We start from the raw sequence: 23825 nt of genomic DNA, 5'->3' as shown, positions 1-23825 counted from the left end.
GGCGCGCGCCGCGTCGCACGCATGGCCGCGCGCGGGGGAGCGGGCGTGACCGTGCCCCCGCGCATCTGGGCCGTCGTCGGCGCGACCGGCACCGGCAAGACGGCCCTGTCGCTCGATCTGGCCGAGGCGCTCGCCGCGCGCGGGCGGGCGGCCGAGATCGTCAACGCCGACGCGATGCAGCTGTACCGGGGCATGGACATCGGCACGGCGAAGCTCCCGGCCGACGAGCGGCGCGGCATCCCTCACCACCTGCTCGACGCGCTCGAGGTGACAGACGAGGCGGCGGTGGCCTGGTATCAGGATGCCGCTCGCGAAGCCGTCCGCGGCATCCACCGTCGCGACGCCGACGCGATCCTCGTCGGCGGCTCGGGCCTGTACGTGTCGAGCGTGCTGTTCGACTTCCGCTTTCCGCCGCGCGACGAGGCGGTGCGCGAACGCCTGGAGGCGGAGCTCGGGGACGCGGGACCCGGAGCGCTGTTCGCGCGCCTGCGCGAACTCGACCCGGCCACGGCCGAGAAGGTCGATCCCCGCAACGGCCGCCGCATCGTGCGGGCGCTCGAAGTCCTGCAGCTCGGGGAGCGGACGCACGGCGCCGCCCTGCCCGCGGCACCGGTGCTGTGGCATCCCGACACCCGGATCGTCGCCGTGGGCGTGCCGCGCGACGAGCTGGTCGCCCGCCTCGACGCGCGCGCCGAGGGCATGTGGCGCGACGGGCTCCTCGACGAGGTGCGCGCCCTGCGCGGCCGCGGACTCGAGCGCGGTGTCACGGCGCGGCGCGCGATCGGCTACTCGCAGGCCCTCGCCCAGCTGGCGGGCGACCGCACCGAGCCCGAGGCCATCGCCGAGACGCAGGCGCTGACGCGCCGCTACGCGCGCCGCCAGGTGTCGTGGTTCCGGCGGTACGACGACGCACGCTGGGTGACGTCGGGGACGGATGCCGGAGCCCTGGCAGACTCGTGGGCATGACCCCCGAGATCCGCCCCTTCGAACTCGCCGACACCGAGGCCGTGGTGTCGCTCTGGCAGGCCGCCGGGCTCACCCGCCCGTGGAACAACCCGTACCAGGACATCAACCGCAAGCTGCGCGTGCAGCCGGAGCTCTTCCTCGTCGCCGTCGACGGCGGCGCTGTCGTGGGGTCGGTGATGGCCGGCTACGACGGCCACCGCGGCTGGCTCTACTACCTCGCGAGCGACCCGCACCGCCGGGGCGAGGGGATCGGCCGGCTGCTCGTCCATCGTGCGGAGGAGCTGCTGCTCGACATGGGCTGCCCGAAGGTGCAGCTCATGGTGCGTCCCGACAACGGCATCGCGCGGGGCTTCTACGACGAGCTGGGCTACGAGCCGTTCGACATCTGGGCCACCGGCAAGCGCCTGATCGCCGACTGAGCGAGGAGGAGCGCGGACCCGTGGCCCGCCGCCCCGCCCGTAGACTGGGGCGATGCCGCAGACGATCGCGTTCACCAAGGGCCACGGCACCGGCAACGACTTCGTGATCGTCCCCGATCCGGACGGCGCCCTCGACCTCTCGGACGACCAGGTCGCCGTCCTGTGCGACCGGCGGTTCGGCATCGGCGGCGACGGCATCCTGCGCGTCGTGCGCGCGAGCGCGATCGCCGAAGGTGCCGAGGCGGCGGCAGCCGGCGCCGAGTGGTTCATGGACTACCGCAACGCCGACGGTTCGAAGGCCGAGATGTGCGGCAACGGCGTGCGCGTGTTCGTGCGCTACCTCGTCGACGTCGGGTGGGTGGATCTAGATGCCGGACCTCTCGCGGTCAGCACGCGCGCGGGCGTCAAGACCGTCAGCCGCAGCGAGCGAGGATACGAGGTCGATCTCGGGGCCTGGACCGTCGATGAGTCCGAGGTGCTCGTCCGCACGCGCGGCGGCGGTGCCCCGCGGCCGGGCGTGGGCATCGATGTCGGCAATCCGCACGTCGTCGTCGCGCTGCCCGACGATGCCGAGCTCGACAGACTCGATCTGGCGGTGCAGCCGCTTCTCAGCCCCGAGCCGCCGCACGGCGCCAACATCGAGTTCGTCGTGCCGAGCGACCCGCTGGTGCACGAGGGCGTCGGCTCGATCCGCATGCGCGTCTTCGAGCGGGGCGTGGGCGAGACCTTGAGCTGCGGCACCGGCGTCGCCGCCGCCGCGCTCGCGGTGCGGCACTGGGCCGGTCCTGCGGCGCCCGACCACTGGGTCGTGGAGGTCCCGGGCGGAACGCTGGGAGTGAGGATGCCGGAGGTCGAAGGCACGCGCCACGTGCTGCTCTCGGGCCCCGCGACGCTCGTCTACACGGGCGAGGTCACGCTCGCCTGACCGCGGGCCGCGGGCGGCCGCGGAGCGCGAACCGCGGCGATCGCCGCAACCCCTCAGTCCGCGAGGGACTCCAGCAGCGTCGCTGAAGGGGCGAAGAAGGCGGAGCCGGTGAGCGGGGTCGAGAAGTCGAGCAGCCGGTCGTGCAGCCCCGGCGGGTCGCCGATGAACATGCGCTCCAGCATCCGCTCGATCACCCACAGGCGCCGCGCATAGCCGATGAAGTACGTGCCGAACTCGCCCTGGGCAGGAGCGCCGAAGGGCATGTTGTCGCGGAGGATGTCGTGCTCGTCGCCCGACTCGTCGACGATCGTCGCGAGCGTCTTGTGCGACTTCTGGGCTTCGGGAGCCGCATCGTCGAGCTCGATGCTGTCGGGCTTGGTGCGCCCCATCACCGCCTCCTGCTGCTCGGTGGTGAGGCTGCGCCAGGCGTCGAGGGGGTGCACGTACTTCTGCACGACGACATAACTGCCGCCCGCGAACGCCGGGTCCTCGTGACCGACGAGCGTCGCCTCGGGAAGCGCGGCACCCACCGGGTTGGCCGTGCCGTCGACGAAGCCGAGCAGGTCGCGGGCGTCGAAGTAGCGAAACCCTTCGGTCTCGTCGGCGACCGCCACCGCATCGCCGAGCAGGTCGACCAGCTGGCGCTCCAGCTCGAAGCACAGGTCGCGTCGGTCGGCGCGGATGTGGAAGAGCAGATCGCCGGGCGTGCTGACAGCCGTGTGCACGGCACCCCGGATTGGCGTGAACTCGTGCAGCTCGCGCGGCAGATCGGTTCCGAAGACCTTCGGCCAGAGGGCCGCGCCCACCCCCACGGTGCACGAGAGCGATGCCGCGAGATCACGGAACGCGACGTTCTTGGTGACGTCGGCGAGTGCGCCGAGCACGCTGCGGACGGTCGCGACGGCCTCTTGCGTGTCTTCCACCGTGAGCACCAGGAACACCGCTGAGCGGGTGAGGGGCGCATCGACGCGCTGCGGTTCGATGGGGACGCGGCGGGCTTCCGACACGCACACTCCTCGGGTCAGTCGATGATGGGGATGTCCTCGGTCGGCGGGGTGCCGTGGCGGCGCACCTTCAACACGCGGAACCCGCGCGCCGTCGCGGAGCGGTGGACGCTGTAGCCGCGCGCGAACGTGGCAGCCAGCCAGCGCTGGAGCGAGTCGGCCCCGAGGTTCCGCTGCACGACGAGCCAGGCATCCGACCGCTCGTCCAGCCGGGGGATCCACCGCTCCAGCATCCCGTGCAGCTCGTTCTTGCCGACGCGGATGGGCGGGTTCGACCGGATCGTGCGGAACACGATCCCGTCGGGAACATCGTCGGGCAGCGAGGCGTTGACATTCTCGAGCCCCAGGGCTTCGGCGTTGCGGCGCACGAGGTCAAGGGCGCGCTCGTTGACGTCGACCGCCCACACGGTGGCGTGCGGCGCATCCAGCGCGAGGCTCAGCGCGATGGGACCCCACCCGCAGCCGAGATCGAGAAAATCGCCCCCGGCGGGCGGCGGCGGCGTGTTCGCCAGCAGGACGCCGGTGCCCGAGTCGACATGGTCGGGACTGAAGACGCCACCCGCGGTGGTGACGTCGAGGTCGCGACCCGCGAGCGTCACGCGGATGCGTCGCAGGTTCTCGGGACTGGCGGGGGTTGCACTGAAGTAGTGATCGCCGCCCATGGCTGACGAGCCTAGCGGAGGACCCCGGCGCGTGCCCACTGGGCAGGACTAGAATTCACGGATGCCTCAACCGGCCGATCACGGTCGAAAAGGCGCCACCACCACACGTAAGGAACACATGACCGACACGACGACACCCCGCAGCACCGACGAGACGCCGGTGGACCCGGTGGATCGGGTGCTGTCGCGCGCCGAAGCGCGGTCCGGGGTGCACGTCTTCGGTGCCGCGCAGGCGCTGCAGGACGAGGCCACGATCGGAACCGCCGACACTGACGGCGAGCAGTGGGATCGCGAGGAGCGCGCCGCGCTGCGTCGCGTTCCCGGGCTCTCGACCGAGCTCGAAGACGTCACCGAGGTCGAGTACCGCCAGCTGCGACTGGAGAACGTGGTGCTCGTGGGCGTGCACCCGCAGGGGCAGGCCGAAGAGGCGGAGAACTCGCTGCGCGAGCTCGCCGCGCTCGCCGAGACGGCCGGTGCCGTCGTCCTCGACGCCGTGCTGCAGCGGCGCCCGCATCCCGACCCCGCGACGTACATCGGCCGCGGCAAGGCGGAGGAGCTGCGCGACATCGTCGCGGCGGTCGGCGCCGACACCGTGATCGCCGACACCGAGCTCGCGCCCAGCCAGCGCCGCGCGCTCGAAGACGTGGTGAAGGTGAAGGTCATCGACCGTACGACCGTCATCCTCGACATCTTCAGCCAGCACGCCAAGAGCCGCGAGGGCAAGGCGCAGGTCGAGCTCGCGCAGCTGGAGTACCTGCTGCCGCGCCTGCGCGGCTGGGGCGAGTCGATGAGCCGCCAGGCCGGTGGCCAGGTCGGTGCGGGCGGCGCGGGCATGGGCTCGCGCGGCCCTGGTGAGACCAAGATCGAGCTCGACCGTCGCCGCATCCGCACCAAGATGGCGCAGCTGCGCAAGCAGATCCGCGACTTCGCTCCCGCCCGCGACGCCAAGCGTGCCGAGCGCAAGCGCAACACGATCCCGTCCGTCGCGATCGCCGGCTACACCAACGCCGGCAAGTCGTCGCTGCTGAACCGCCTCACGAGTGCCGGCGTGCTCGTCGAGAACGCGCTGTTCGCGACGCTGGATGCCACCGTCCGGCGTTCCGAGACGGCCGACGGCCGCGTGTACACGCTGACCGACACGGTCGGCTTCGTGCGCAACCTGCCGCACCAGCTCGTGGAGGCGTTCCGTTCGACCCTGGAGGAGGTCGGTGGATCCGACGTCATCCTGCATGTCGTGGACGGCTCGCACCCCGACCCCGCGGCGCAGCTGGCGACGGTGCGCGACGTGATCGGCGACGTGGGCGCGCGTGACATCCCCGAGCTCGTGGTCTTCAACAAGGCCGACCTCGTCGACGACGACACGCGGCTCGTGCTGCGCGGGCTGGAGCCCCGGGCGATCTTCGCGTCGTCGCGCACCGGTGAGGGCATCGACGAGCTCCGTGCGGCGATCGAGGCCGCGCTGCCGCTTCCTGCCGTGGAGCTGCACGTCCTCGTGCCGTACGACCGGGGCGACCTCGTGTCGGCGATCCACGAGCACGGCATGATCCTGTCGCAGCAGCACGAAGAGGGCGGCACCCTCGTGCACGCCCGCGTCGGGGAGCACCTGGCCTCGAAGCTGGCCCCGTATGCCCGAGCCTGACGGCTGGACCGTCCAGGACCACCTGGACGGTCAGCCCGACGGCAGTGTCGCCCTGTTCCGCGCCGTCGAGGCGCTGATCCTCGCGCACGGCGACGTCGAGCACTCGGTGTCGAAGACGACGATCACGTTCAAGGGGCCGCGGCGCGGCTTCGCGGGCGCGCGCCCCGATCGTCACGGCGTCGTCGGCTACCTCGACCTGATGCGGCCGCTCACGGGCGACCCTCGGATCCGCTCCGCTGCGCCCTATGCGCGCCGGCTGTTCGTGAACCACTTCCGGATCCGCGCGGCCGACGAGCTCGACGCGACGTTCGCCGCCTGGGTGGACGAGGCCTACGCGGTCGGCTGCGGAGCCCACCTCGGCGCCTGAGGCCCGCCTCGGCGCCCGTCCAGCACGGGTCAGGCCAGATCGATCGCGGGCACGCCCGGCGTCGGGAATCCGAACACCCGGCCGAGGAACGCCAGCTCGGCCTCCAGCGTCGTCACGAGCGTCTCGGCGCGGCGGAAGCCGTGCGCCTCGCCCTCGAAGGCCAGGTACGCGTGTGCGACGCCGTTGGCGGCGAGGGCGTCACGCACGGCCTCGGACTGCGACGGCGGGACGACGCGGTCGTCGAGCCCCTGCTCCAGCAGCAGGGGAGTGCGCAGCCGGTCCAGGTGCGACAGGGGTGATCGCTCCACGTACAGCTCCTCGGCCTCGGGAAGCGGGCCCACGAGGCCGTCGAGGTACCGTGCCTCGAAGTCGTGGGTGTCCTGCGCGAGCAGACGCAGGTCGGCGACGCCGTAGCGGCTGATGCCGGCCCCGAACGCGTCCGAGCCGGTCACGGCGCACAGCACCGTCCATCCGCCTGCCGATCCGCCCGCGATGGCGAGGCGCTCCGGATCGGCCGCGCCCACATCGGCGAGGCCGCGCGCGGCGGCGACCACATCGTCCACGTCCACGACGCCCCACTGCCCGAGCAGGCGCTCGCGGTAGGCGCGGCCGTAGGCCGTGGACCCGCCGTAGTTCACGTCGAGCACGCCGATGCCGCGGCTCGTGAGGTACGCGATCCTGCCGGATGCTGCACCCCCGACATGGCTCGTCGGACCGCCGTGCACGAACACGACGTAGGGCGGCCGCTCCCCGTCGGGCGCCGTCGCGTGCGGGTTGGTCGGCGGATAGTCGAAGGCGTGCACCGGGCCGTGCGGCCCCGGCGTCGTGACGGCGCGGGGGACCGGCATCCACTCGTCGTCCCAGGGCGAGGAGGCGCCGGCGACCAGACGGCTGCGTTCGGGATGGTCGACGTCGACCAGCCAGAGGCCGGCGCCGCGCCGGCCCGCTCCCGACAGGAGCACGCGCGAGCCGCTGACGTCTTCGACGGACAGCTGCGTCACCGGCTCGACCGGCAGGTCTTCGACCCCGCCGTCCGTCCCGATGACGACGAGCTCATCCGCCCCGTTCGTGCGGACCGCGACGATGCGGCCGTCATCGAGCACGCCGTACCAGCGGGTGCCGAGCACCCACAGCGCGCCGCCGGTGTCGGCGTCCGCCGGCGCGACGGGGGTCGGGCCTGCGGCGGCGACATCGGTGCGCCACAGGTTCCACCGGCCGGTCGGGTCGTCGGCGAACACCAGCGTGTCCTCGCCCATCCATTCCGGCTGCAGCGGCGAGGACTCACCGCCGGCGAGCGTGCGCCACCCGGCGACCCGCCCGCCGTCGATCGCGCCGAGGCGCAGCTCGGCCCTGTCCCACGCCATCCGGGGATGGTCCCACGCGATCCACGCCAGGTGCGCGCCGTCGGACGAGATCGCGGGGTGGGCAACGAAGTCGCTCCCGGCGACGAGAGAGACGGCGCCCGCGCCGTCGAGGGCGATCTCGACGATGTCGCGCGCCGGGACGGGACCGCCAGCGGTGTGGTCCTCGCGCACGGCCAGCAGGCGGCCGTGCTGCAGCGAGAGCCCGCCGTAGCGCACGTCGCCGGCGTCAGAGGTCAGCGCGACCGGTCGCTCGGCACCGGGCTCCAGGCGCCAGACGCGCTGGTCGGCCTTCTCGACGAAATACAGCGTGCCGTCGTCGGCCGCGGTCCACGAGCCGCCCCCGTACTCGTGCACGCGCGAGCGGGCGCTCCACGGTGCCGGCAGCACGTCGACGACGGCATCGTCGGCGATCCGTCGGCGGACGCCCGACCTCCCCGCCTCCGCGGCGATGGACTCGCCCCACCACACGTCGTCGCCCACGAACCGGGCGCCCTCGATCCGGGCGGATGCCGCCGACACCTCCGCTGCGGTGAGGGGGGAGATCCAGCTGCCATACGGGGTCGGGGTGCGTGACGTCACGTCTCCACGCTACGGCGTCCCGCCCCCGCGTGCGGCGAAACAGTACGTCACAGGCGCCGCCGACCCGGTCGCATCGGCTACGGTGGACGCATCGTCGCCCGGTCGTCACCGGGCAGGAGCGACAGCCGAGCCCGGCACCCGCCCGCGATGACACCCCTCCGCCCAGAGCCCCCAACGGCCCCGGGAACGGAGCGCGGTGCCGCGGCCGACCGGGCTCATCCCGTTTCGGCTGAGCCCTGTCCCGCCCCCGCCGGAGAGCACACGATGCCCATCGACCTGAGCACCCCACCCGTGCCGATCTCGTTCGAGGTGTACCCGCCTCGCACCGAGGCGGGATGGCCGGTGCTGCACGAGACCATCCGGCATCTGGCATCCGTCGATCCCCGCTTCATCTCGGTGACGTACGGCGCCGGAGGATCGACCGGCGGCCGCTCCCTCGAGCTTCTCACCCACATCCTGCGCGAGACCACCGTCGAGCCGCTTGCCCACCTGACGTGCGTCGGCAACACGTGGGCGGGCGCGAACGCGCTGATCCGGGAGTTCCTGGATGCCGGCATCACGAGCTTCCTGGCGCTGCGCGGCGATCCGCCGGTCGGCGCGACGGAGGACGACGCGTTCCTCGGAGACCTCGAGAGCGCCGCACAGCTCGTCCAGCTCATCGACCGGGTGCAGGCGGAGCGCGAGCCGTACATCGAAGCGCCGATCCCGGGCGTACCGGGCGCGGCGCGCGTCGACCGGCGCGGCGACGTCGACATCGCCGTGGCCGCCTTCCCGAACGGCCACCCGCGCTCGCGGCACGCGACCGAGCACATCGACGCGCTGCTGGCGAAGCAGGCGGCCGGGGCGACACTGGCGATCACGCAGCTGTTCTTCCACGCCGACGACTACCTCGGCTTCGTGCAGCGCGCACGCGAGGCCGGCGTGACGATCCCGATCCTTCCCGGCATCATGCCGATCACGTCGCCGGCACGGCTGCGGCGCACCCTCGAGCTCACCGAGGTTGCACGGCCCGACGCGCTCGCCGCTGCGCTCGAGGCCGAGGAGTCGTCAGAGGCCCGACGTGCCGTCGGCGTCGCCCACGCCGCGGAGCTTGCCCGGGAGGTGCTCGAGGGCGGGGCGCCCGGCATCCATCTCTACGCGTTCAACAACCACGAGACCGTGCTGGCGGTGCTCCACGACGCCGGCATCGTCGACGTCCGCGCCCGAATGCCCTCCGCGGTCCGCTGACCGCCTCGCCGCATCCCGTCGGGTCCGACGGGTGTCTTCGGCGACCCCTGAAACCGCACGACCGACACCGGAAGAGAGAGCACGATGACCGATTCCCGCACCCCGTTCCCGCACGGCACGATCCTCGGATACCCCCGCATCGGGCGGCGCCGCGAGCTCAAGCGCGCCGTCGAGGCCCACTGGGCCGGCCGGCTCGACGCGGAGGGGCTCGAGCGCACCGCCGCCGAGCTGCGCCGCGCCACCCGCACCCGCCTCGCCGAGCTCGGGCTCGGCCGCGGCGACTCGTCCATCCCCGAGTCGTTCTCGTTCTACGACCAGGTGCACGACGCCGCCGTGGCCGTGGGCGCGCTGCCCGAGCGATTCGCCGGGCTGCGCGGCGCCGACGGCAGCATCGGGCTGGACGCCTACTTCACCGCCGCGCGCGGGGCGGGCGACGACGCGGCCCTGGAGATGACGAAGTGGTTCGACACGAACTACCACTACCTCGTGCCCGAGATCGGCCCCGAGACGCGGTTCTCGCTGTCGAGCGACCGCTTCGCCCGCCAGGTCGCCGAGGCGAGGGCAGACGGCTACACGACCCGCCCGGTGGTGGTCGGGCCGGTGACGCTGCTCGCCCTGGCGAAGCCGGCCGACGGCGCGCCCGCGGGGTTCGCGCCGCTGAGCCGCCTCGACGACCTGCTGCCCGTGTACGCCGAGCTGCTGGCCTCGCTGCGCGCCGCCGGAGCGGAGTGGGTGCAGCTGGACGAGCCGGCGCTCGTGAGCGAGAGCCTGGCGGCGTCCGCGGAGGAGCTGGCGGATGCCGCGGCCCGCGCCTACTCGCTGCTCGGGGCGGCGGTCGACCGTCCGCAGGTGCTCGTCGCCGCCGGGTACGCACAGCTGTCGGACGCGGCCTGGACGGCGCTCGCCGCGGCACCCGTCGAGGCGCTCGCGATCGACCTCACGCGCGGCGACGTGCCGCCGGCGGCGGCGGGGCTGGAGGGCAAGACGCTCGTCGGCGGCGTCATCGACGGCCGCAACGTGTGGCGCGGCGACCTCGCCGGCGCGTGGGACCGTCTCGACGCGCTGCGCGGCCTCGGAGCCGCGCAGGTGAGTGCGGGGACCTCGACGTCGCTGCAGCACGTGCCCCACGACGTCGAGGACGAGTCGGCGCTCGACCCGCGCCTCGCGTCGTGGCTGGCGTTCGCCGACCAGAAGACCGCGCAGGTGGTCACGCTGGCCGAGGGGCTCGTCAGCGGACGCGACAGCATCGCGGAGGTGGTGGATGCCGCATCCGCCGCCCTCGCCGACCGCCGAGGTGCACCGGGCGTCCGCGACGGCGACGTGCGCGCGCGTGTCGCCGCGCTCGGCGCCGCGGACTTCGACCGCGGCGACTACGACGCGCGTGCGGCGGCGCAGGACGCGCAGCTCGCGCTGCCGCTGCTGCCGACGACGACGATCGGCTCGTTCCCGCAGACCGGCGACATCCGCCGCGCCCGCGCCCGTCACGGCCGCGGCGAGCTCACCGGCGCCGAGTACGAGGCGTTCCTGCGCGACGAGATCGCGCGGGTGGTCGCGCTGCAGGAGGACCTCGGACTCGACGTCCTGGTGCACGGCGAGCCCGAGCGCAACGACATGGTGCAGTACTTCGCCGAGCACCTCGACGGCTTCGCGGTCACGCAGCACGGCTGGGTGCAGTCATACGGCTCGCGTGCCACGCGTCCGTCGATCCTGTGGGGCGACGTGTCGCGTCCGGCGCCGATCACCGTCGACTGGTCGGTGTTCGCCCAATCGCTCACCGACAAGCCGATGAAGGGCATGCTCACCGGTCCGGTCACGATCCTCGCGTGGTCGTTCGTGCGCGACGACCAGCCCTTGGGCGACACCGCGAACCAGGTCGCCCTGGCGCTGCGCGACGAGATCGCCGACCTCGAGGCCGCCGGCATCCGGGTCATCCAGGTGGACGAGCCGGCGCTGCGCGAGCTGCTGCCGCTCAAGCAGGCCGACCAGCCCGCCTACCTCGACTGGTCGGTCGGCTCGTTCCGCCTCGCGACGGCCGGTGCGGCGCCGGCGACGCAGGTGCACACGCACCTCTGCTACTCCGAGTTCGACGTCGTGATCGACGCCATCGCGGCCCTGGACGCCGACGTCACCTCGATCGAGGCGGCCCGCAGTCGCGGCGAGGTGATCGGCGACATCGCGGCCTCCGGATTCGCCGCCGGCATCGGGCCGGGCGTCTACGACATCCACTCGCCGCGGGTGCCCGCCGTCGCCGAGATCGGGGCGCTCCTGGACCGGGCCGTCGGCGAGCTCGCTCTGCGGCGCGTGTGGGTCAACCCGGACTGCGGGCTCAAGACGCGCGGCTACGACGAGACCGTGGCGTCGCTGCGCAACCTCGTCGCGGCGACGACGCAGGTGCGCGAGCGGCTGAGCGCCTGACTCGGTCCGCCGGAGGACGAGGGCCGGTGCGGGATCCGCACCGGCCCTCGCCGTGTCGTGGAGCTACTTCTTGCGGGGGGTGCGCGGGGAGCGCGGCGCCGTCGCCTCGCCGCTGCTCTCGGCTCCGGCGGGGTCCAGGTCGGGCACCGGGAGCGTCGCGGCGTCCGCCGCCGTCAGCGGCAGCGTGTCGTCCGACCCCTCGGCGGCCGCGGCATCGGCGCCGGCGATCGTCGTGGCGACGGCATCCCTCTCGACCTCGTCGGTGGCCAGGTGCGCGGCGGCGGCGCGCGCCGCGTCGCCGGGCCGCTTCTGCAGCAGTTCGAGCACCCACGCGACCACGAGCGCCACGATCACCACGAGGAAGACGTCGCCCGCCGAGAGCGGCCGCAGCGTCATCAGCCACACGACGGCGAGCACGACCACGACGACGCGGACCAGGACGCGCTGGCGCCCCAGCCACGTGCCGAACCTGCCGGTGTCGAGACCCCGCGCGGCCAGCGCCGTGCGGGCGCTCGCGTTCAGGCCGCTCACGAGACCGCGCACCCGGCGGGCCGGCTTCCAGCGGCCGGTGACCCAGCCGATCACGGCGACCAGCACGCCGAGCAGCGCGACGACGAGCGCCGTGCGGCGCATGTCGTCGACGAGCGCGGCGTAGATCACGTCGATCGCCGACACCGACAGGTCCATCCGCGCGGCGGCGTTGCCCGCGACGAGCGATCCGACCGAGAACGTCGCCGCGAGGGCGGCGCCCCCGATGAACAGCCCGATCCCGGTGCCGAGGACGGCCACCGGGCGGCGGCGCGCGATCAGGATGCCGGCGACGAAGAGCCCGATCGTGACGAACGGCAGCCACCATCCGGCGACGTCGGCGATCGCGTAGACCGTGCGGATCGTGCTGACCGCCGAGCCGTCGCCGATGATGATCGTCTTGTCGACCGCGGGGATGAGCGAGGCCACCCCCACACCGCTGTCGACGAGCTTCTGCTTGACCTGGTCGACGATCGGCCCCAGCTTCATGCCCAGACCCTCGTCGGTGAGCACGAACACTCCCGCGCCGTCCGATGTGGCGGTCGTCACGAGCGCGCGGTGAGCACCGCGCACCGCGGTGGTCCAGACGTCGGCGAACGCGTCGGACTCCACGACGCGCGTCACGCCCGTCTGCACCAGGTTGCGCAGGCCGTCCGCAGCCGGCTGCTGCAGGAGCTCGAGCGCCGCGACGGCGCGGGGGCCGAGACCGAGGTCGGAGATGCCGTCGATGACGCTGCCGGTGAGCTCGCTGAAGTCGACGTTCGCGTCGACGGCATCCATCGCCTCCGAGACGATCAGGCTCTGCACATGGGGGTCCTCCGCGAGGGGCGCCAGCGTCGCGACGAAGGTCTCTTCGTCGACGAGTTCGCTCCGCGCCCACGCGCCGACGATCGACACCGGGACCAGGATCGTCGCGAGCACGATGCACAGCGCGGAGAAGAACGCGCGCCAGCGCGACCCCTTCCCTCGGGCTTCCGGCGCGGCGGGATCCTCTTGTGTACCCGCTCGGAGGCGGGCGTTCTCGGCCTCGAGGGCTGCGAGTCTCGTCCGAAGCTCTGCGGCGTCGTCTGCGGTGGGCGCGTCGGCGGTCATGTCCCCCTTATAGCGCCTGACAGCGGGTCGCCACCACTGCCACCCCGGTCGGCGTGAGAGCGCCGTAGCGCTCATCGGGCGAACCGCGGCCGTGGGCGGGGACGATCAGACGGCGCGCAGCACCGCCACGACCTTGCCGAGCACGACGGCCTCGTCGCCCAGGATCGGCTCGAACGCCGAGTTGCGGGGCAGCAGCCAGGTGTGTCCGTCGCGCTGGCGGAACGTCTTGACGGTGGCCTCGCCGTCGAGCATGGCCGCCACGATGTCGCCGTTGTCGGCCGTGGCCTGCGAGCGGACGACGACCCAGTCGCCGTCGCAGATCGCCGCGTCGATCATCGACTCGCCCGAGACCTTCAGCATGAACAGGTCGCCCTTGCCGACGAGCTGGCGGGGGAGCGGGAAGATCTCTTCGACCTGCTGCTCGGCGGTGATCGGGACGCCCGCTGCGATGCGGCCGACGAGCGGGACGAGCGCGGCGTCGCCCAGGGACGGCGCCGTGTCGGCCGGGTTCTCGGTGGAGGCGCCGGGGAGGTCGATCAGCACCTCCATGGCCCGCGTCTTGCCGGCGTCGCGCCGCAGATAGCCGCTGAGCTCGAGCTGGTTGAGCTGGTGGGTGACGCTGGACAGCGACTTCAGGCCGACGGCGTCGCCGATCTCGCGCATGCTCGGCGGGTAGCCATGACGCGCGATCGAGCGCTGGATCACCTCGAGGATCGCCAGCTGCTTGTCGCTGAGGCTCTTGCGCCGTCGCGTCTGGGGCTTGTCGCGCCCGGCCGCGTCGCTCATGTCCGGCTCCGTCCTGCGCTGCATCGTCGAGCGCTGTTTCTTCGAATGTCGGAGGCCCGTGGTGGGGTTCTCTTATCGAAACCGTATCCGGATCTGGACGCTGAGGGGAAGAACGCGGCCGCGTGTCGCGTTCGATGGATGTGGTTCCGGTTCGACTGTTGACATCGTTCAGAATCGAAGATAGCTTCGGAAAAGAGGTTCGGATTCCCCGCTCCCGGCCGAGCGGGGAGTGCGAATCTCTCCCCAGCAGGAGGAGAAGAGCATGACCGCGATCAGCTTCCCGACGTCCGTTCCGGCACCCGTCCGCACGACGCGGCTGCGGCTGACCGTGCGCGGTCGTCGCGTGCTGGCGCTGCTCGCCGCACTCCCGGCGCTGATCGCACTCGGCGTCGCGATGGCGCTGGGCGGCGGCGCGGCCCTGGCGACGCTCGACGGTGGCGCTCCGGCCGGCTCGTTCGAATCGGTGGTGGTCTCCGCGGGCGACTCGCTGTGGTCCATCGCGGAGCAGGTCGCCCCGGGCCACGACCCGCGCGACGTCGTCGATCAGATCGCGCGGCTGAATGCCCTGGACGGTGTCTCGGTCCAGGTCGGCCAAGAGCTGGCCATTCCCCTGGAGTACAGCGACGGCCGCTGAGCGCTTCGTCACGCGGGGCGGAGTCGCGTCGCGCCGCTCTACCATGGGAGGGGTGAGTGCACGTCTCGAAGACCTCCCCTTACGCGCCGACCTCCGCGGGCAGACGCCGTACGGCGCGCCGCAGGCAGCCCTTCCGGTCGCCCTGAACGTCAACGAGAACACGCATCCCGTGCCGCAGGATGTGGCGGACGACATCCTCGACTCCATCGCCCGCGCACTGCACGACGTCAACCGGTACCCCGATCGTGAGTTCACAGCGTTGCGCGAGGGCTTCGCCGACTACCTCGGTCACGGTCTGACGCGCGAGCAGCTCTGGGCCGCCAACGGGTCGAACGAAGTGCTGCAGCACATCCTGCAGGCCTTCGCAGGTCCCGGCCGCACGGCGTTCGGCTTCTCGCCGACCTACTCGATGTACCCGCTGCTCACGCGCGGAACCGGTGCCCAGTGGGTGTCGGGCACGCGCGGCGACGACTACACCCTCGACGCGTCGGACGCCGCCGCACAGGTCGCCGATGGGGCCCCCGACGTCGTGTTCCTATGCGCGCCGAACAACCCGACCGGCACGCCGCTCGCCCTCGACGTCGTCGAGGCGGTCTACGACGCGACCGACGGCATCGTGATCGTCGACGAGGCGTATTTCGAGTTCGCCCCCGCCGACGCGCGCTCGGCGCTGACGCTGCTGCCGGGGCGCGAGCGGCTCGTGGTCTCGCGCACGATGAGCAAGGCGTTCGCATTCGCGGGTGCGCGCGTGGGCTATCTCGCCGCCGATCCCGCGCTGATCGACGCCCTGCGCCTCGTGCGGCTTCCGTACCACCTGAGCGCGCTCACGCAGGCTGCTGCCAGCGCCGCACTGCGGCACGCGCCGGTCATGCTCGGCATGGTGGATGAGATCGTGGCACAGCGAGACCGCATCTCGGCGACGGTCGAGGCGCTCGGGTACACGGCGCACGAGTCGTGGACGAACTTCGTGCTGTTCGGCGATGTCGACGATCCGGCGACGACCTGGCGCGCCCTGTACGACCAGGGCGTCCTCATCCGCGACGTCGGCATCCCGCACCACCTCCGCGTCACCGCGGGGACCGCCGACGAGACGACCGCGTTCCTGGACGCCCTCGCCTCGGTAGGATCGGCGGCATGAGCGCCGCACCCCGCACCGCCTCACTCCGGCGCGCGACCAGCGAGTCGACGGTCGAGCTCGAGCTCGATCTCGACGGCACCGGCCGCAGCCGGATCGACTCGACGGTGCCGTTCTTCGACCACATGCTGACGGCGTTCGCGAAGCACTCGCTGACCGACCTCACCGTGCGCGCCTCGGGTGACACCGACATCGACGCGCACCACACGGTCGAAGACATCTCGATCGTGCTGGGGCAGGCGATCCGCGAAGCGCTCGGCGACAAGTCGGGGATCTCGCGCTACGGCGACGCGCTCGTCCCGCTCGACGAGGCTCTGGCGCAGGCCGTCGTCGACATCAGCGGACGCCCGTATCTCGTGCACACCGGCGAGCCGGCCGGGTTCGAGCACCACCTGATCGGCGGGCACTTCACCGGATCCCTCGTCCGCCACACGTTCGAGGCGATCTCGTTCAACGCGGCGCTCACGGTCCACGTGAACGTCCTCGCGGGCCGTGACCCCCACCACATCGCCGAGGCCGAGTACAAGGCCTTCGCGCGCGCGTTCCGTCAGGCCAAGGCCCGTGATCCGCTGGTCGACGGCATCCCGAGCACGAAGGGCGCGCTGTGACCGACGCCGAACGCGAAGGCGGCGCGCCGGTCGTCGCCGTGCTCGACTACGGGTCGGGCAATGTCCACTCCGCCGTCAAGGCGCTGGTCGCCGCGGGAGCGGACGCGCGCCTCACGTCCGACCGCGGGCTGGTGATGGATGCCGACGGCCTGTTCGTCCCCGGGGTCGGTGCATTCCGCGCGGTGGCCGAGGCGCTCCGGGCGAGCCGCGGCGACGAGCTCATCGAACGACGCCTCGCCGGCGGTCGTCCCGTGATCGGCGTCTGCGTCGGCATGCAGATCTTCTTCGAACGCGGCGTGGAACGCGGCGTCGACACCGAGGGGCTGGGCGAGTGGCCCGGCGTCGTGACCGAGCTCGACGCGCCGGTGCTCCCGCACATGGGCTGGAACACGGTGCGGGCGGGGGAGGGGTCGCGCCTCTTCCGCGGCATCGAGGACGAGCGGTTCTACTTCGTCCACTCGTTCGGCGCCCAGAAGTGGCTGCTCGACGTCCAGCCGCCGTTCCCTCAGCCGGTGCTCACGTGGTGCGACTACGGCACGCCGTTCCTCGCCGCGGTCGAGAACGGACCGCTGTCGGCCACGCAGTTCCACCCCGAGAAGTCGGGCGATGCCGGCATCCGGCTCCTGGCGAATTGGATCGACGGCCTCGGCGCGGCTACCCTCTGAACTCGTGCCCGTCCGCGTCGGCGATCGTCGCGCGTGAGCCGTCCGGTACTCACAAGACTTGATCAGCCAGGAAAACATGAACGATTTCGCGTCCACGCCCAAGCTCGTCCTCCTGCCCGCCGTCGACGTCGCCGACGGCAAGGCGGTGCGTCTCACGCAGGGTGAGGCGGGCACCGAGACGAGCTACGGCGACCCCGTCGACGCCGCGCAGGACTTCGCCCGCCAGGGCGCCGAGTGGATCCACCTGGTGGACCTCGACGCCGCCTTCGGTCGCGGCAGCAACGCCGGCGTGCTGCGCCGCGTGATCAAGCAGGTCAAGGGCGTGCAGGTCGAGCTGTCCGGCGGCATCCGCGACGACCGCACGCTGGAGGCGGCGCTCGAGAGCGGCGCGTCGCGCATCAACCTCGGCACGGCGGCGCTCGAGAACCCGGAGTGGGCGGCCGACGTCATCAGCCGGTACGGCGACGCGATCGCCGTGGGACTCGACGTCCGCGGCACCACGCTCGCGGCACGCGGCTGGACGCGCGAGGGCGGCGACCTGTGGACGGTCCTGGACCGACTCGAAGCGGCCGGCTGCAGCCGCTACGTCGTCACCGACGTCACGAAGGACGGCACGCTCAAGGGCCCGAACCTCGACCTGCTGCGCGAGCTGACGACCCGCACGCCCAAGCCCGTCGTGGCGTCGGGCGGCGTGTCGAGCCTCGACGACATCGCCGCGCTGCGCGACCTGGTGCCGCTCGGCGTCGAAGGCGCGATCGTGGGCAAGGCGCTGTACGCCGGCGCGTTCACGCTCGCCGAGGCGCTGGATGTCGCCGGACACTGATCCCGGCGCCGGAGCGCACCCGCACCACGGCGCAGACTCCGCCGGCGTCCCGTGGGAGGGACGCAGCTTCCACAGCAACCCGCACTCGGGTGACGACGGCTCGGCCGACCCGGCCCTGCTGGCCGCGCTCACCGCATTCCGTTCCGGCACGGGTTCGCAGTCCGATGTCGTCGACGCGTACCGCTCCGCCCGCCTGCTGATCCCGCTGATCGCCGACAAGGGCGACCACGGCATCGGCGCGCACGGCCTCGAGGTCGACAAGACGCAGGAGCTCTCGATCGTCACCGTCGCGGCGCCCGACGGCCGGCGCGTCCTGCCGGTGTTCACGTCCGTCGACACGATGAGACGATGGGATGCCGCCGCCCGGCCCGTCCCGGCCGACGGCGTGCGCACCGCACTGGCGGCGACCGCCGACGACACGGACCTCATCGTCGTCGACCCGGGCTCGGCGACGGAGTTCGTGATCCGCAGGCCCGCCGTGTGGGCGATCGGGCAGGGCCAGCCGTGGGAGCCGAGCCACCTGTCGGCCGAGGTCGTGGCGGGCCTTCATGAGAGCATCGGCGGCGAGCTCGCCGTCATCGACCTGGTGGTCGAGCCCGGCGATCCCGAGGCGCGACTGCGCGGTCCGGAGCTGGTCGTGCGTCTTCAGCTCATGCAGGGATTGGAGAAGGACGAGCTGGACGCGGTGCTCGCACGCCTCGCGAAGCGCTGGGCCGCAGACGACCGCATCGCGGTGCTCGTCGACTCGCTCACCGTCAAGCTCGTGCGCGCCTGATCCGGAGGGTCGAGACAGACCCGACCCGCCGGGCATAGAGTCCTTCTGTCTCGCGACGTCGGCCCGTCGCAGAGAGGCTGCACCGATGCATCCCGAATCCGACGCGTTTCCTCGAGCGCTCGACGCGGCCGCTGACGCCGCGCACGCGTGGCTCGCCGCCCTCGACGACCGCCCGATCCCGCCGCGCGTCGGAGTCGACCAGGTGAAAGACACCCTCGGTCGTGAGCTGGGCGACGATGCGACCGACCCCGAGGATGTCGTGCGGGCCCTCGCCGCTGCGGTCGAGCCGGGCCTCATGGGCATGCCCAGCGCACGGTTCTACGGCTGGGTCATCGGCGGCACGCAGCCGGCAGCCCTCGCCGCCGACTGGCTCGTGTCGGCATGGGACCAGAACACCGCGCTGCGCGCGGTGACGCCCGGAGTCATCGCGGCCGAGGAGCTCGCGGGGGAGTGGATCCTGGATCTGCTCGGGCTCCCCGCCGGCGCCGACGTCGGGTTCGTGACGGGTGCCACGGTGGCCAACTTCACGTGCCTGGCCGCGGCGCGCGACGCGGTGCTGCGGGACGTCGGGTGGGATTCCTCCATCCAGGGGCTCGCCGGTGGACCCCGCGTCCGCGTCATCGTCGGCATGCAGCGGCACGACACCGTCGACCACGCCGTGCGGATGCTGGGACTGGGTGCACCCGTCGTCGTGCCGTCCGACGACGAGGGCCGTATCGATGTCGCGGCCCTGGAGGCCGAGCTCGCGCTCGATCACGGCCCGACGATCGTCGCGCTGCAGGCCGGCAACCTGCACTCCGGCGCGTTCGACGACTTCGGCCCCGCCGTGGACGCGGCGCACCTGGCCGGCGCGTGGGTGCACGTCGACGGCGCGTTCGGACTGTGGGCCGCGGCATCCCCCCGCTCCCGGTCGCTGACGGCGCACGTGGAGCGGGCCGACTCCTGGGCGACCGACGCGCACAAGACGCTCAGCGTGCCGTACGACTGCGGTATCGCGATCGTCGCCGACCCGCCGTCGCTGCGGTCGGCGATGGGGATGACCGCGAGCTACCTGAGCCGCACCGCGAGCGCCGACCACGCCGACCCGCACGACCGCGTGCCCGAGCTGTCGCGCCGGGCGCGCGGCGTGCCGACCTATGCGGCACTGCGGGCGATGGGGCGCGATGGCGTCACTGCGCTCGTCGATCGGCTGACGGATGCCGCCACCGCCCTGGCCGCCGGATTGTCGCGGCTGCCCGGGGTCGAGGTGCTGAACGACGTCGTCTTCACCCAGGTCTGCGTCGCGTGCGCGGACGACGCCTCGACCGATGCCTGGGCGGATGCCCTGCGTGCGGACGGCGTCGCGTTCGCCTCGTCGTCGCACTGGCGCGGCCGCTCGGTGCTGCGGTTCTCGGTCAGCAACTGGGGGACCGATGCCGCTCAGGTCGAGCGCACGCTCGCGGCTGCGGCATCCGCCCTCGCTCGCGTGAGTGGGGCGCTCAGTTGACCGGGCCGGTCCACTTCTCGCCAGGGCCCTGACCGATCGGGTCGGGGATGACCGACGCCTCGCGGAACGCGAGCTGCACCGAGCGCAGGCCGTCGCGCAGCGACCGCGCGTGCATGTCGCTGACCTCGGGAGCGCCGGCGGTGATGAGCCCGGCGAGTGCGTTGATGAGCTTGCGGGCCTCGTCGAGGTCGGTCTGCGACGCCGGGTCGTCGGCGAGCCCGACCTTCACGGCCGCGGCGCTCAGCAGGTGGACGGCGGTGGTCGTGATCACCTCGACGGCAGGAACGTCCGCGATGTCGCGAGTGGCGGATGCGGCCGCGCGTTCCTGCTCCTCCCAGCGTGCCTGACGCGCGGAATCGTCCGCCGCTGCGCCCGTCGTCTGGTCGTCCTGGTCTCGAATCGTGTCCACGCCGTTCTCTCTGATAGACTTCTGCGGTCTCCGGTGCGTTCTGCATCGGATCGGAAAGTGGATCACATCCCACCCGCGCTTGCCGTTCCAGGCTACCGGGTCATGCACTCCGCCCCGACCGCTCGCGGAAGGGGTAGTTCAGGGTGCGAGAGCCGGCGCTCGCGTCGTGCCGGGTGGAATGCGTGACTCTTTCCGCGAAACCATCCGCATGAAGGAGTTCCGCATCAGCGATCCCCGCACCAACGACCGCATCCGGGTGCCCGAGGTACGCCTCGTCGGCCCGAACGGAGAGCAGGTCGGCGTCGTCCGCATCGAGGTGGCGCTGCGCCTGGCTCAGGAAGCCGACCTCGATCTCGTCGAGGTGGCCCCCAACTCGAAGCCGCCAGTGGTCAAGATCATGGACTACGGCAAGTTCAAGTACGAGGCCGCGCAGAAGGCCAAGGAAGCGCGTCGCAACCAGGCGAACACCGTCCTCAAGGAGGTCCGGTTCCGCCTGAAGATCGAGGCTCACGATTACATCACCAAGCTCAAGCGCGCCGAGGGCTTCCTCCAGTCCGGCGACAAGGTGAAGGCCATGATCCTGTTCCGCGGTCGCGAGCAGTCGCGTCCCGAACAGGGCGTGCGTCTGCTCCGCAAGTTCGCCGAGGACGTGGCCGAGTTCGGCACCGTGGAGTCCAACCCCACGATCGACGGCCGCAACATGGTGATGGTCATCGCGCCCCACAAGAACAAGTCCGAGGTGAAGACCGAGCAGAACGCTCAGCGCGCCGCGAACAAAGAGGCTGCCAGGTCCGCCCGCAACGGCGGTGCACCGGCGGCCGAGACCCCGGCCGCCGAGGCCGAGGCCGCCCCGGCCGAATAGGCCCCCACAGACTCCCGCACCGCGGGATGCCGACTCCCGCCTGTGCGGGATGGAAACGAAGGAAGAAGAGATGCCGAAGCAGAAGACCCACTCGGGCGCCAAGAAGCGCTTCAAGGTCACCGGCAGCGGGAAGCTCATGAAGCAGCAGGCGAACCTCCGCCACAACTTCGAGGGCAAGCCCACGCGCCGTACCCGCCGCCTTTCGCAGGACCAGGTCCTCGCTCCGGGCGACGCCAAGGTCGCGAAGAAGCTCCTCGGCCGCTGAGCGCGCCGACGCACGAATAGGAATCAATCGAAATGGCTAGAGTCAAGCGGGCCGTCAACGCCCACAAGAAGCGTCGCGTCATCCTCGAGCGCGCCTCGGGTTACCGTGGCCAGCGTTCGCGCCTGTACCGCAAGGCGAAGGAGCAGGTCACCCACTCGCTCGTCTACGCGTACCGCGACCGTCGCAAGCGCAAGGGCGACTTCCGCCGCCTGTGGATCCAGCGCATCAACGCCGCCGCTCGTCAGAACGGCATCACGTACAACCGCTTCATCCAGGGCCTCGGCCTCGCGGGTGTGCAGGTCGACCGCCGCATGCTCGCCGAGCTCGCGGTGAACGAGCCCAAGACGTTCGCGTCGCTCGTCGAGACCGCCAAGAAGGCTCTGCCCGAGAACGTCAACGCGCCCAAGAGCGCCTGACACCGGCATCCGTCCAGAAAGGGGCGCCCTCCGCACGGAGGGCGCCCCTTTCTTGTCCCTAGACTGATGCCGTGCTCGAGAACCCCCGCTCTCCGCGTGTTCGCGCCGTCGCGAAGCTGACCAAGCGCAGCGCCCGTCAAGAGACCGGGCTGTTCCTGCTCGAAGGCCCCCAGGCGGCGCGTGAGGCGCTGGCCTACAAGCCCGAGACGCTCGTCGAGCTCTTCGCGACCCAGACGGCGCTCGACAAGCACGCCGACGTGCGCGATGCCGCGAAGGATGCCGGGCTGGAGGTCGTCTACACGACCGAGGCGGTGCTCGACGCGATGGCCGACACCGTGACGCCGCAGGGCATCGTCGCGGTGGCGCGGCAGGCGCCGACGTCGGTGCGCGAGGTCTTCGCGGCATCGCCGCGGCTCGTCGCGATCTGCGAGGAGGTGCGCGATCCGGGCAACCTCGGCACGATCATCCGTGCCGCCGACGCGGCGGGGGCGGATGCCGTCGTCCTGACCGGCCGGACGGTCGACCCGTACAACCCCAAGGTCGTGCGCGCCACGACCGGATCGCTGTTCCACGTTCCGGTCGCGGTGGGCGTGGAGCTGGCGACCGCCGTCGAGAAGGCTCACGCCGCCGGCGTGCAGGTGATCGCCGCCGACGTCGGCGGGGGCGACTTCCTCGCCTCGCGGGACCTGCTCGCCCGTCCGACCGCATGGCTGTTCGGGAACGAGGCGCGCGGTCTGGAGGACGAGGCGCTGGCGCTCGCCGACCTGTCGCTGCGGCTGCCGATCTACGGCGCAGCCGAATCGCTCAACCTCGCCACTGCCGCGAGCGTGTGCCTGTACGAGACGGCGTTCGCGCAGCGCACGGCGGGCTGAGCCCGGCGCACGCCTGTTACAACACGGTTAAGACCCGTGTGGCGCACTGGCACAGCGTCCGAAACCGGCCCTAGTGTGGCGATATGACGCCCGACGACAGTGCGCCGCCCACCAGCAACATCTCGGTGCGGCGCGGGGACCCGCTGGTTGTGATCACGGATGTGCAGAAGCACTACGGCGACTTCCAGGCCTTGAAGGACATCGACCTCACGGTCAACCGCGGCGAAGTCGTCGTGGTCATCGGTCCCTCCGGGTCGGGCAAGTCGACGCTGTGCCGCACCATCAACCGCCTCGAGACCATCACGAGCGGGACGATCACGATCGACGGCAAGGAGCTGCCCAAAGAAGGTAAGGCTCTCGCAGGACTGCGCGCCGATGTCGGCATGGTGTTCCAGTCCTTCAACCTCTTCTCGCACCTCACGATCCTCGAGAACGTGACGCTCGGACCCATCAAGGTCAAGAAGATGAAGAAGAGCGATGCCGAGGCTCTCGCCACGCAGCTGCTCGACCGCGTCGGCGTCGGACACCAGGCGTCCAAGCTGCCGGCGCAGCTCTCGGGCGGTCAGCAGCAGCGCGTGGCCATCGCCCGCGCGCTGGCGATGCAGCCCAAGGTGATGCTGTTCGACGAGCCGACGAGCGCCCTCGACCCGGAGATGATCAACGAGGTGCTCGACGTGATGGTCGGCCTCGCCCAGGACGGCATGACGATGATCGTCGTGACGCACGAGATGGGGTTCGCGCGCAAGGCCGCCGACCGCGTGGTGTTCATGGCCGACGGGCAGATCGTCGAGCAGGCCACGCCGGAGGAGTTCTTCACGAACCCGCAGAGCGGCAGGGCCAAGGACTTCCTGTCCAAGCTGCTCACCCACTGACGTCCGCGCCCGCACCGGCGCGACGAACGA

At 71.9% G+C, this 23825-nt stretch carries 25 protein-coding genes; 19 read left to right on the top strand and 6 right to left on the bottom strand.

Features of this window, described 5'->3' with window-relative positions:
- Positions 1 to 21 precede the first annotated feature (21 nt).
- The 3 genes from miaA to dapF are packed head-to-tail and all read left to right on the top strand — an operon-like array spanning position 22 to position 2310.
- Complete coding sequence (gene miaA, locus JNB62_RS07965; RefSeq protein ID WP_220300347.1) at positions 22 to 966, top strand: tRNA (adenosine(37)-N6)-dimethylallyltransferase MiaA; 945 nt, start codon at positions 22 to 24, stop codon at positions 964 to 966.
- Positions 963 to 1385: a GNAT family acetyltransferase gene (locus JNB62_RS07960; RefSeq protein ID WP_220300346.1), complete on the top strand. Its 423-nt coding sequence runs from the start codon at positions 963 to 965 to the stop codon at positions 1383 to 1385. The genes miaA and JNB62_RS07960 overlap by 4 nt, the downstream gene beginning before the upstream one ends.
- 52 nt (positions 1386 to 1437) lie before the next feature.
- The gene (dapF, locus tag JNB62_RS07955) at positions 1438 to 2310 is read left to right on the top strand and encodes a diaminopimelate epimerase (RefSeq protein ID WP_220300345.1); all 873 of its coding nucleotides are present in this window, start codon (positions 1438 to 1440) and stop codon (positions 2308 to 2310) included.
- 53 nt (positions 2311 to 2363) lie between these two features.
- Here the strand turns inward: dapF and JNB62_RS07950 are convergent, their stop codons facing one another.
- Together JNB62_RS07950 and JNB62_RS07945 are read right to left on the bottom strand one after the other, a co-directional pair.
- Complete coding sequence (locus JNB62_RS07950) at positions 2364 to 3317, bottom strand: Dyp-type peroxidase (RefSeq protein WP_220300344.1); 954 nt, start codon at positions 3315 to 3317, stop codon at positions 2364 to 2366.
- Between the two features lie 14 nt (positions 3318 to 3331).
- Positions 3332 to 3976: a class I SAM-dependent methyltransferase gene (locus tag JNB62_RS07945; RefSeq protein ID WP_220300343.1), complete on the bottom strand. Its 645-nt coding sequence runs from the start codon at positions 3974 to 3976 to the stop codon at positions 3332 to 3334.
- A gap of 118 nt (positions 3977 to 4094) precedes the next feature.
- On the opposite strand from JNB62_RS07945, the gene hflX reads away from it, so the two are divergent.
- Positions 4095 to 5615: a GTPase HflX gene (gene hflX, locus JNB62_RS07940; RefSeq protein ID WP_220300342.1), complete on the top strand. Its 1521-nt coding sequence runs from the start codon at positions 4095 to 4097 to the stop codon at positions 5613 to 5615.
- Positions 5602 to 5982: a DUF5655 domain-containing protein gene (locus JNB62_RS07935; protein WP_220300341.1), complete on the top strand. Its 381-nt coding sequence runs from the start codon at positions 5602 to 5604 to the stop codon at positions 5980 to 5982. Before hflX ends, JNB62_RS07935 begins: the two co-directional genes overlap by 14 nt.
- Before the next feature lie 29 nt (positions 5983 to 6011).
- On the opposite strand, the gene JNB62_RS07930 is transcribed toward JNB62_RS07935, so the two are convergent.
- Positions 6012 to 7925, bottom strand: a complete 1914-nt coding sequence (locus JNB62_RS07930; RefSeq protein WP_220300340.1) for a S9 family peptidase — start codon at positions 7923 to 7925, stop codon at positions 6012 to 6014.
- A gap of 264 nt (positions 7926 to 8189) precedes the next feature.
- Between JNB62_RS07930 and JNB62_RS07925 the strand changes: the two genes are divergently transcribed.
- Together JNB62_RS07925 and metE are read left to right on the top strand one after the other, a co-directional pair.
- Entirely contained in the window at positions 8190 to 9152 is a 963-nt protein-coding gene (locus tag JNB62_RS07925; RefSeq protein WP_220300339.1) for a methylenetetrahydrofolate reductase, read from the top strand.
- Between the two features lie 84 nt (positions 9153 to 9236).
- On the top strand, positions 9237 to 11567 hold the full coding sequence (gene metE, locus JNB62_RS07920; protein ID WP_220300338.1) for a 5-methyltetrahydropteroyltriglutamate--homocysteine S-methyltransferase: 2331 nt from the start codon (positions 9237 to 9239) through the stop codon (positions 11565 to 11567).
- A gap of 63 nt (positions 11568 to 11630) precedes the next feature.
- Here metE and JNB62_RS07915 read toward each other — a convergent pair whose 3' ends face one another.
- On the bottom strand, positions 11631 to 13187 hold the full coding sequence (locus JNB62_RS07915; protein WP_220300337.1) for a hypothetical protein: 1557 nt from the start codon (positions 13185 to 13187) through the stop codon (positions 11631 to 11633).
- 105 nt (positions 13188 to 13292) lie between these two features.
- Positions 13293 to 13973: a transcriptional repressor LexA gene (gene lexA, locus JNB62_RS07910; RefSeq protein ID WP_220300336.1), complete on the bottom strand. Its 681-nt coding sequence runs from the start codon at positions 13971 to 13973 to the stop codon at positions 13293 to 13295.
- 262 nt (positions 13974 to 14235) lie between these two features.
- On the opposite strand from lexA, the gene JNB62_RS07905 reads away from it, so the two are divergent.
- The 7 genes from JNB62_RS07905 to JNB62_RS07875 all read left to right on the top strand — a co-directional run bounded on the left by JNB62_RS07905 (position 14236) and on the right by JNB62_RS07875 (position 20099).
- A complete protein-coding gene (locus tag JNB62_RS07905) occupies positions 14236 to 14607 on the top strand; it encodes a LysM peptidoglycan-binding domain-containing protein (protein ID WP_220300335.1) in 372 nt (123 codons plus the stop codon).
- 43 nt (positions 14608 to 14650) lie between these two features.
- Positions 14651 to 15745: a histidinol-phosphate transaminase gene (locus tag JNB62_RS07900; protein WP_220300334.1), complete on the top strand. Its 1095-nt coding sequence runs from the start codon at positions 14651 to 14653 to the stop codon at positions 15743 to 15745.
- On the top strand, positions 15742 to 16350 hold the full coding sequence (hisB, locus tag JNB62_RS07895) for an imidazoleglycerol-phosphate dehydratase HisB (protein WP_220300333.1): 609 nt from the start codon (positions 15742 to 15744) through the stop codon (positions 16348 to 16350). The genes JNB62_RS07900 and hisB overlap by 4 nt, the downstream gene beginning before the upstream one ends.
- A complete protein-coding gene (hisH, locus tag JNB62_RS07890) occupies positions 16347 to 17015 on the top strand; it encodes an imidazole glycerol phosphate synthase subunit HisH (RefSeq protein WP_220300332.1) in 669 nt (222 codons plus the stop codon). Before hisB ends, hisH begins: the two co-directional genes overlap by 4 nt.
- Positions 17016 to 17091: 76 nt before the next feature.
- On the top strand, positions 17092 to 17838 hold the full coding sequence (priA, locus tag JNB62_RS07885; protein WP_220300331.1) for a bifunctional 1-(5-phosphoribosyl)-5-((5-phosphoribosylamino)methylideneamino)imidazole-4-carboxamide isomerase/phosphoribosylanthranilate isomerase PriA: 747 nt from the start codon (positions 17092 to 17094) through the stop codon (positions 17836 to 17838).
- The gene (locus JNB62_RS07880) at positions 17822 to 18613 is read left to right on the top strand and encodes an SseB family protein (protein WP_220300330.1); all 792 of its coding nucleotides are present in this window, start codon (positions 17822 to 17824) and stop codon (positions 18611 to 18613) included. The genes priA and JNB62_RS07880 overlap by 17 nt, the downstream gene beginning before the upstream one ends.
- A gap of 85 nt (positions 18614 to 18698) precedes the next feature.
- Positions 18699 to 20099 carry a pyridoxal phosphate-dependent decarboxylase family protein gene (locus tag JNB62_RS07875; RefSeq protein WP_220300329.1) on the top strand — a complete coding sequence of 467 codons (1401 nt, stop codon included), beginning with the start codon at positions 18699 to 18701 and terminating at the stop codon, positions 20097 to 20099.
- Here the strand turns inward: JNB62_RS07875 and JNB62_RS07870 are convergent.
- Positions 20092 to 20508, bottom strand: coding sequence for a DUF1844 domain-containing protein (locus tag JNB62_RS07870; protein WP_220300328.1), 417 nt, complete (start codon positions 20506 to 20508; stop codon positions 20092 to 20094). The two genes, JNB62_RS07875 and JNB62_RS07870, sit on opposite strands and share 8 nt — an antisense overlap.
- 208 nt (positions 20509 to 20716) lie before the next feature.
- On the opposite strand from JNB62_RS07870, the gene infC reads away from it, so the two are divergent.
- From infC to JNB62_RS07845, 5 genes are all read left to right on the top strand, one after another.
- On the top strand, positions 20717 to 21370 hold the full coding sequence (infC, locus tag JNB62_RS07865) for a translation initiation factor IF-3 (protein ID WP_220300327.1): 654 nt from the start codon (positions 20717 to 20719) through the stop codon (positions 21368 to 21370).
- A gap of 70 nt (positions 21371 to 21440) precedes the next feature.
- The gene (gene rpmI / locus JNB62_RS07860) at positions 21441 to 21635 is read left to right on the top strand and encodes a 50S ribosomal protein L35 (RefSeq protein WP_106813610.1); all 195 of its coding nucleotides are present in this window, start codon (positions 21441 to 21443) and stop codon (positions 21633 to 21635) included.
- A 32-nt stretch (positions 21636 to 21667) separates the two neighbouring features.
- Entirely contained in the window at positions 21668 to 22051 is a 384-nt protein-coding gene (gene rplT, locus JNB62_RS07855) for a 50S ribosomal protein L20 (protein WP_018172233.1), read from the top strand.
- 71 nt (positions 22052 to 22122) lie between these two features.
- Positions 22123 to 22923: a TrmH family RNA methyltransferase gene (locus JNB62_RS07850; protein ID WP_220300326.1), complete on the top strand. Its 801-nt coding sequence runs from the start codon at positions 22123 to 22125 to the stop codon at positions 22921 to 22923.
- Between the two features lie 83 nt (positions 22924 to 23006).
- Positions 23007 to 23795, top strand: a complete 789-nt coding sequence (locus JNB62_RS07845; protein WP_374450585.1) for an amino acid ABC transporter ATP-binding protein — start codon at positions 23007 to 23009, stop codon at positions 23793 to 23795.
- Positions 23796 to 23825 lie beyond the last annotated feature (30 nt).

Origin of the sequence: Microbacterium jejuense (assembly GCF_019511665.1) — a bacterium.
GTDB classification, from domain to species: Bacteria; Actinomycetota; Actinomycetes; order Actinomycetales; family Microbacteriaceae; genus Microbacterium; species Microbacterium jejuense_A.
This window is presented reverse-complemented; position numbering and strand designations above follow the sequence as displayed.

Coding starts and splice junctions, on each gene's coding strand:
- miaA (WP_220300347.1), top strand. CDS start 22: ATGGCCGCGCGCGGGGGAGCGGGCGTGACCGTGCCCCCGCGCATCTGG.
- JNB62_RS07960 (WP_220300346.1), top strand. CDS start 963: ATGACCCCCGAGATCCGCCCCTTCGAACTCGCCGACACCGAGGCCGTG.
- dapF (WP_220300345.1), top strand. CDS start 1,438: ATGCCGCAGACGATCGCGTTCACCAAGGGCCACGGCACCGGCAACGAC.
- JNB62_RS07945 (WP_220300343.1), bottom strand. CDS start 3,976: ATGGGCGGCGATCACTACTTCAGTGCAACCCCCGCCAGTCCCGAGAAC.
- hflX (WP_220300342.1), top strand. CDS start 4,095: ATGACCGACACGACGACACCCCGCAGCACCGACGAGACGCCGGTGGAC.
- JNB62_RS07935 (WP_220300341.1), top strand. CDS start 5,602: ATGCCCGAGCCTGACGGCTGGACCGTCCAGGACCACCTGGACGGTCAG.
- JNB62_RS07925 (WP_220300339.1), top strand. CDS start 8,190: ATGCCCATCGACCTGAGCACCCCACCCGTGCCGATCTCGTTCGAGGTG.
- metE (WP_220300338.1), top strand. CDS start 9,237: ATGACCGATTCCCGCACCCCGTTCCCGCACGGCACGATCCTCGGATAC.
- JNB62_RS07915 (WP_220300337.1), bottom strand. CDS start 13,187: ATGACCGCCGACGCGCCCACCGCAGACGACGCCGCAGAGCTTCGGACG.
- lexA (WP_220300336.1), bottom strand. CDS start 13,973: ATGAGCGACGCGGCCGGGCGCGACAAGCCCCAGACGCGACGGCGCAAG.
- JNB62_RS07905 (WP_220300335.1), top strand. CDS start 14,236: ATGACCGCGATCAGCTTCCCGACGTCCGTTCCGGCACCCGTCCGCACG.
- JNB62_RS07900 (WP_220300334.1), top strand. CDS start 14,651: ATGGGAGGGGTGAGTGCACGTCTCGAAGACCTCCCCTTACGCGCCGAC.
- hisB (WP_220300333.1), top strand. CDS start 15,742: ATGAGCGCCGCACCCCGCACCGCCTCACTCCGGCGCGCGACCAGCGAG.
- priA (WP_220300331.1), top strand. CDS start 17,092: ATGAACGATTTCGCGTCCACGCCCAAGCTCGTCCTCCTGCCCGCCGTC.
- JNB62_RS07880 (WP_220300330.1), top strand. CDS start 17,822: ATGTCGCCGGACACTGATCCCGGCGCCGGAGCGCACCCGCACCACGGC.
- JNB62_RS07875 (WP_220300329.1), top strand. CDS start 18,699: ATGCATCCCGAATCCGACGCGTTTCCTCGAGCGCTCGACGCGGCCGCT.
- infC (WP_220300327.1), top strand. CDS start 20,717: ATGAAGGAGTTCCGCATCAGCGATCCCCGCACCAACGACCGCATCCGG.
- rpmI (WP_106813610.1), top strand. CDS start 21,441: ATGCCGAAGCAGAAGACCCACTCGGGCGCCAAGAAGCGCTTCAAGGTC.
- rplT (WP_018172233.1), top strand. CDS start 21,668: ATGGCTAGAGTCAAGCGGGCCGTCAACGCCCACAAGAAGCGTCGCGTC.
- JNB62_RS07845 (WP_374450585.1), top strand. CDS start 23,007: ATGACGCCCGACGACAGTGCGCCGCCCACCAGCAACATCTCGGTGCGG.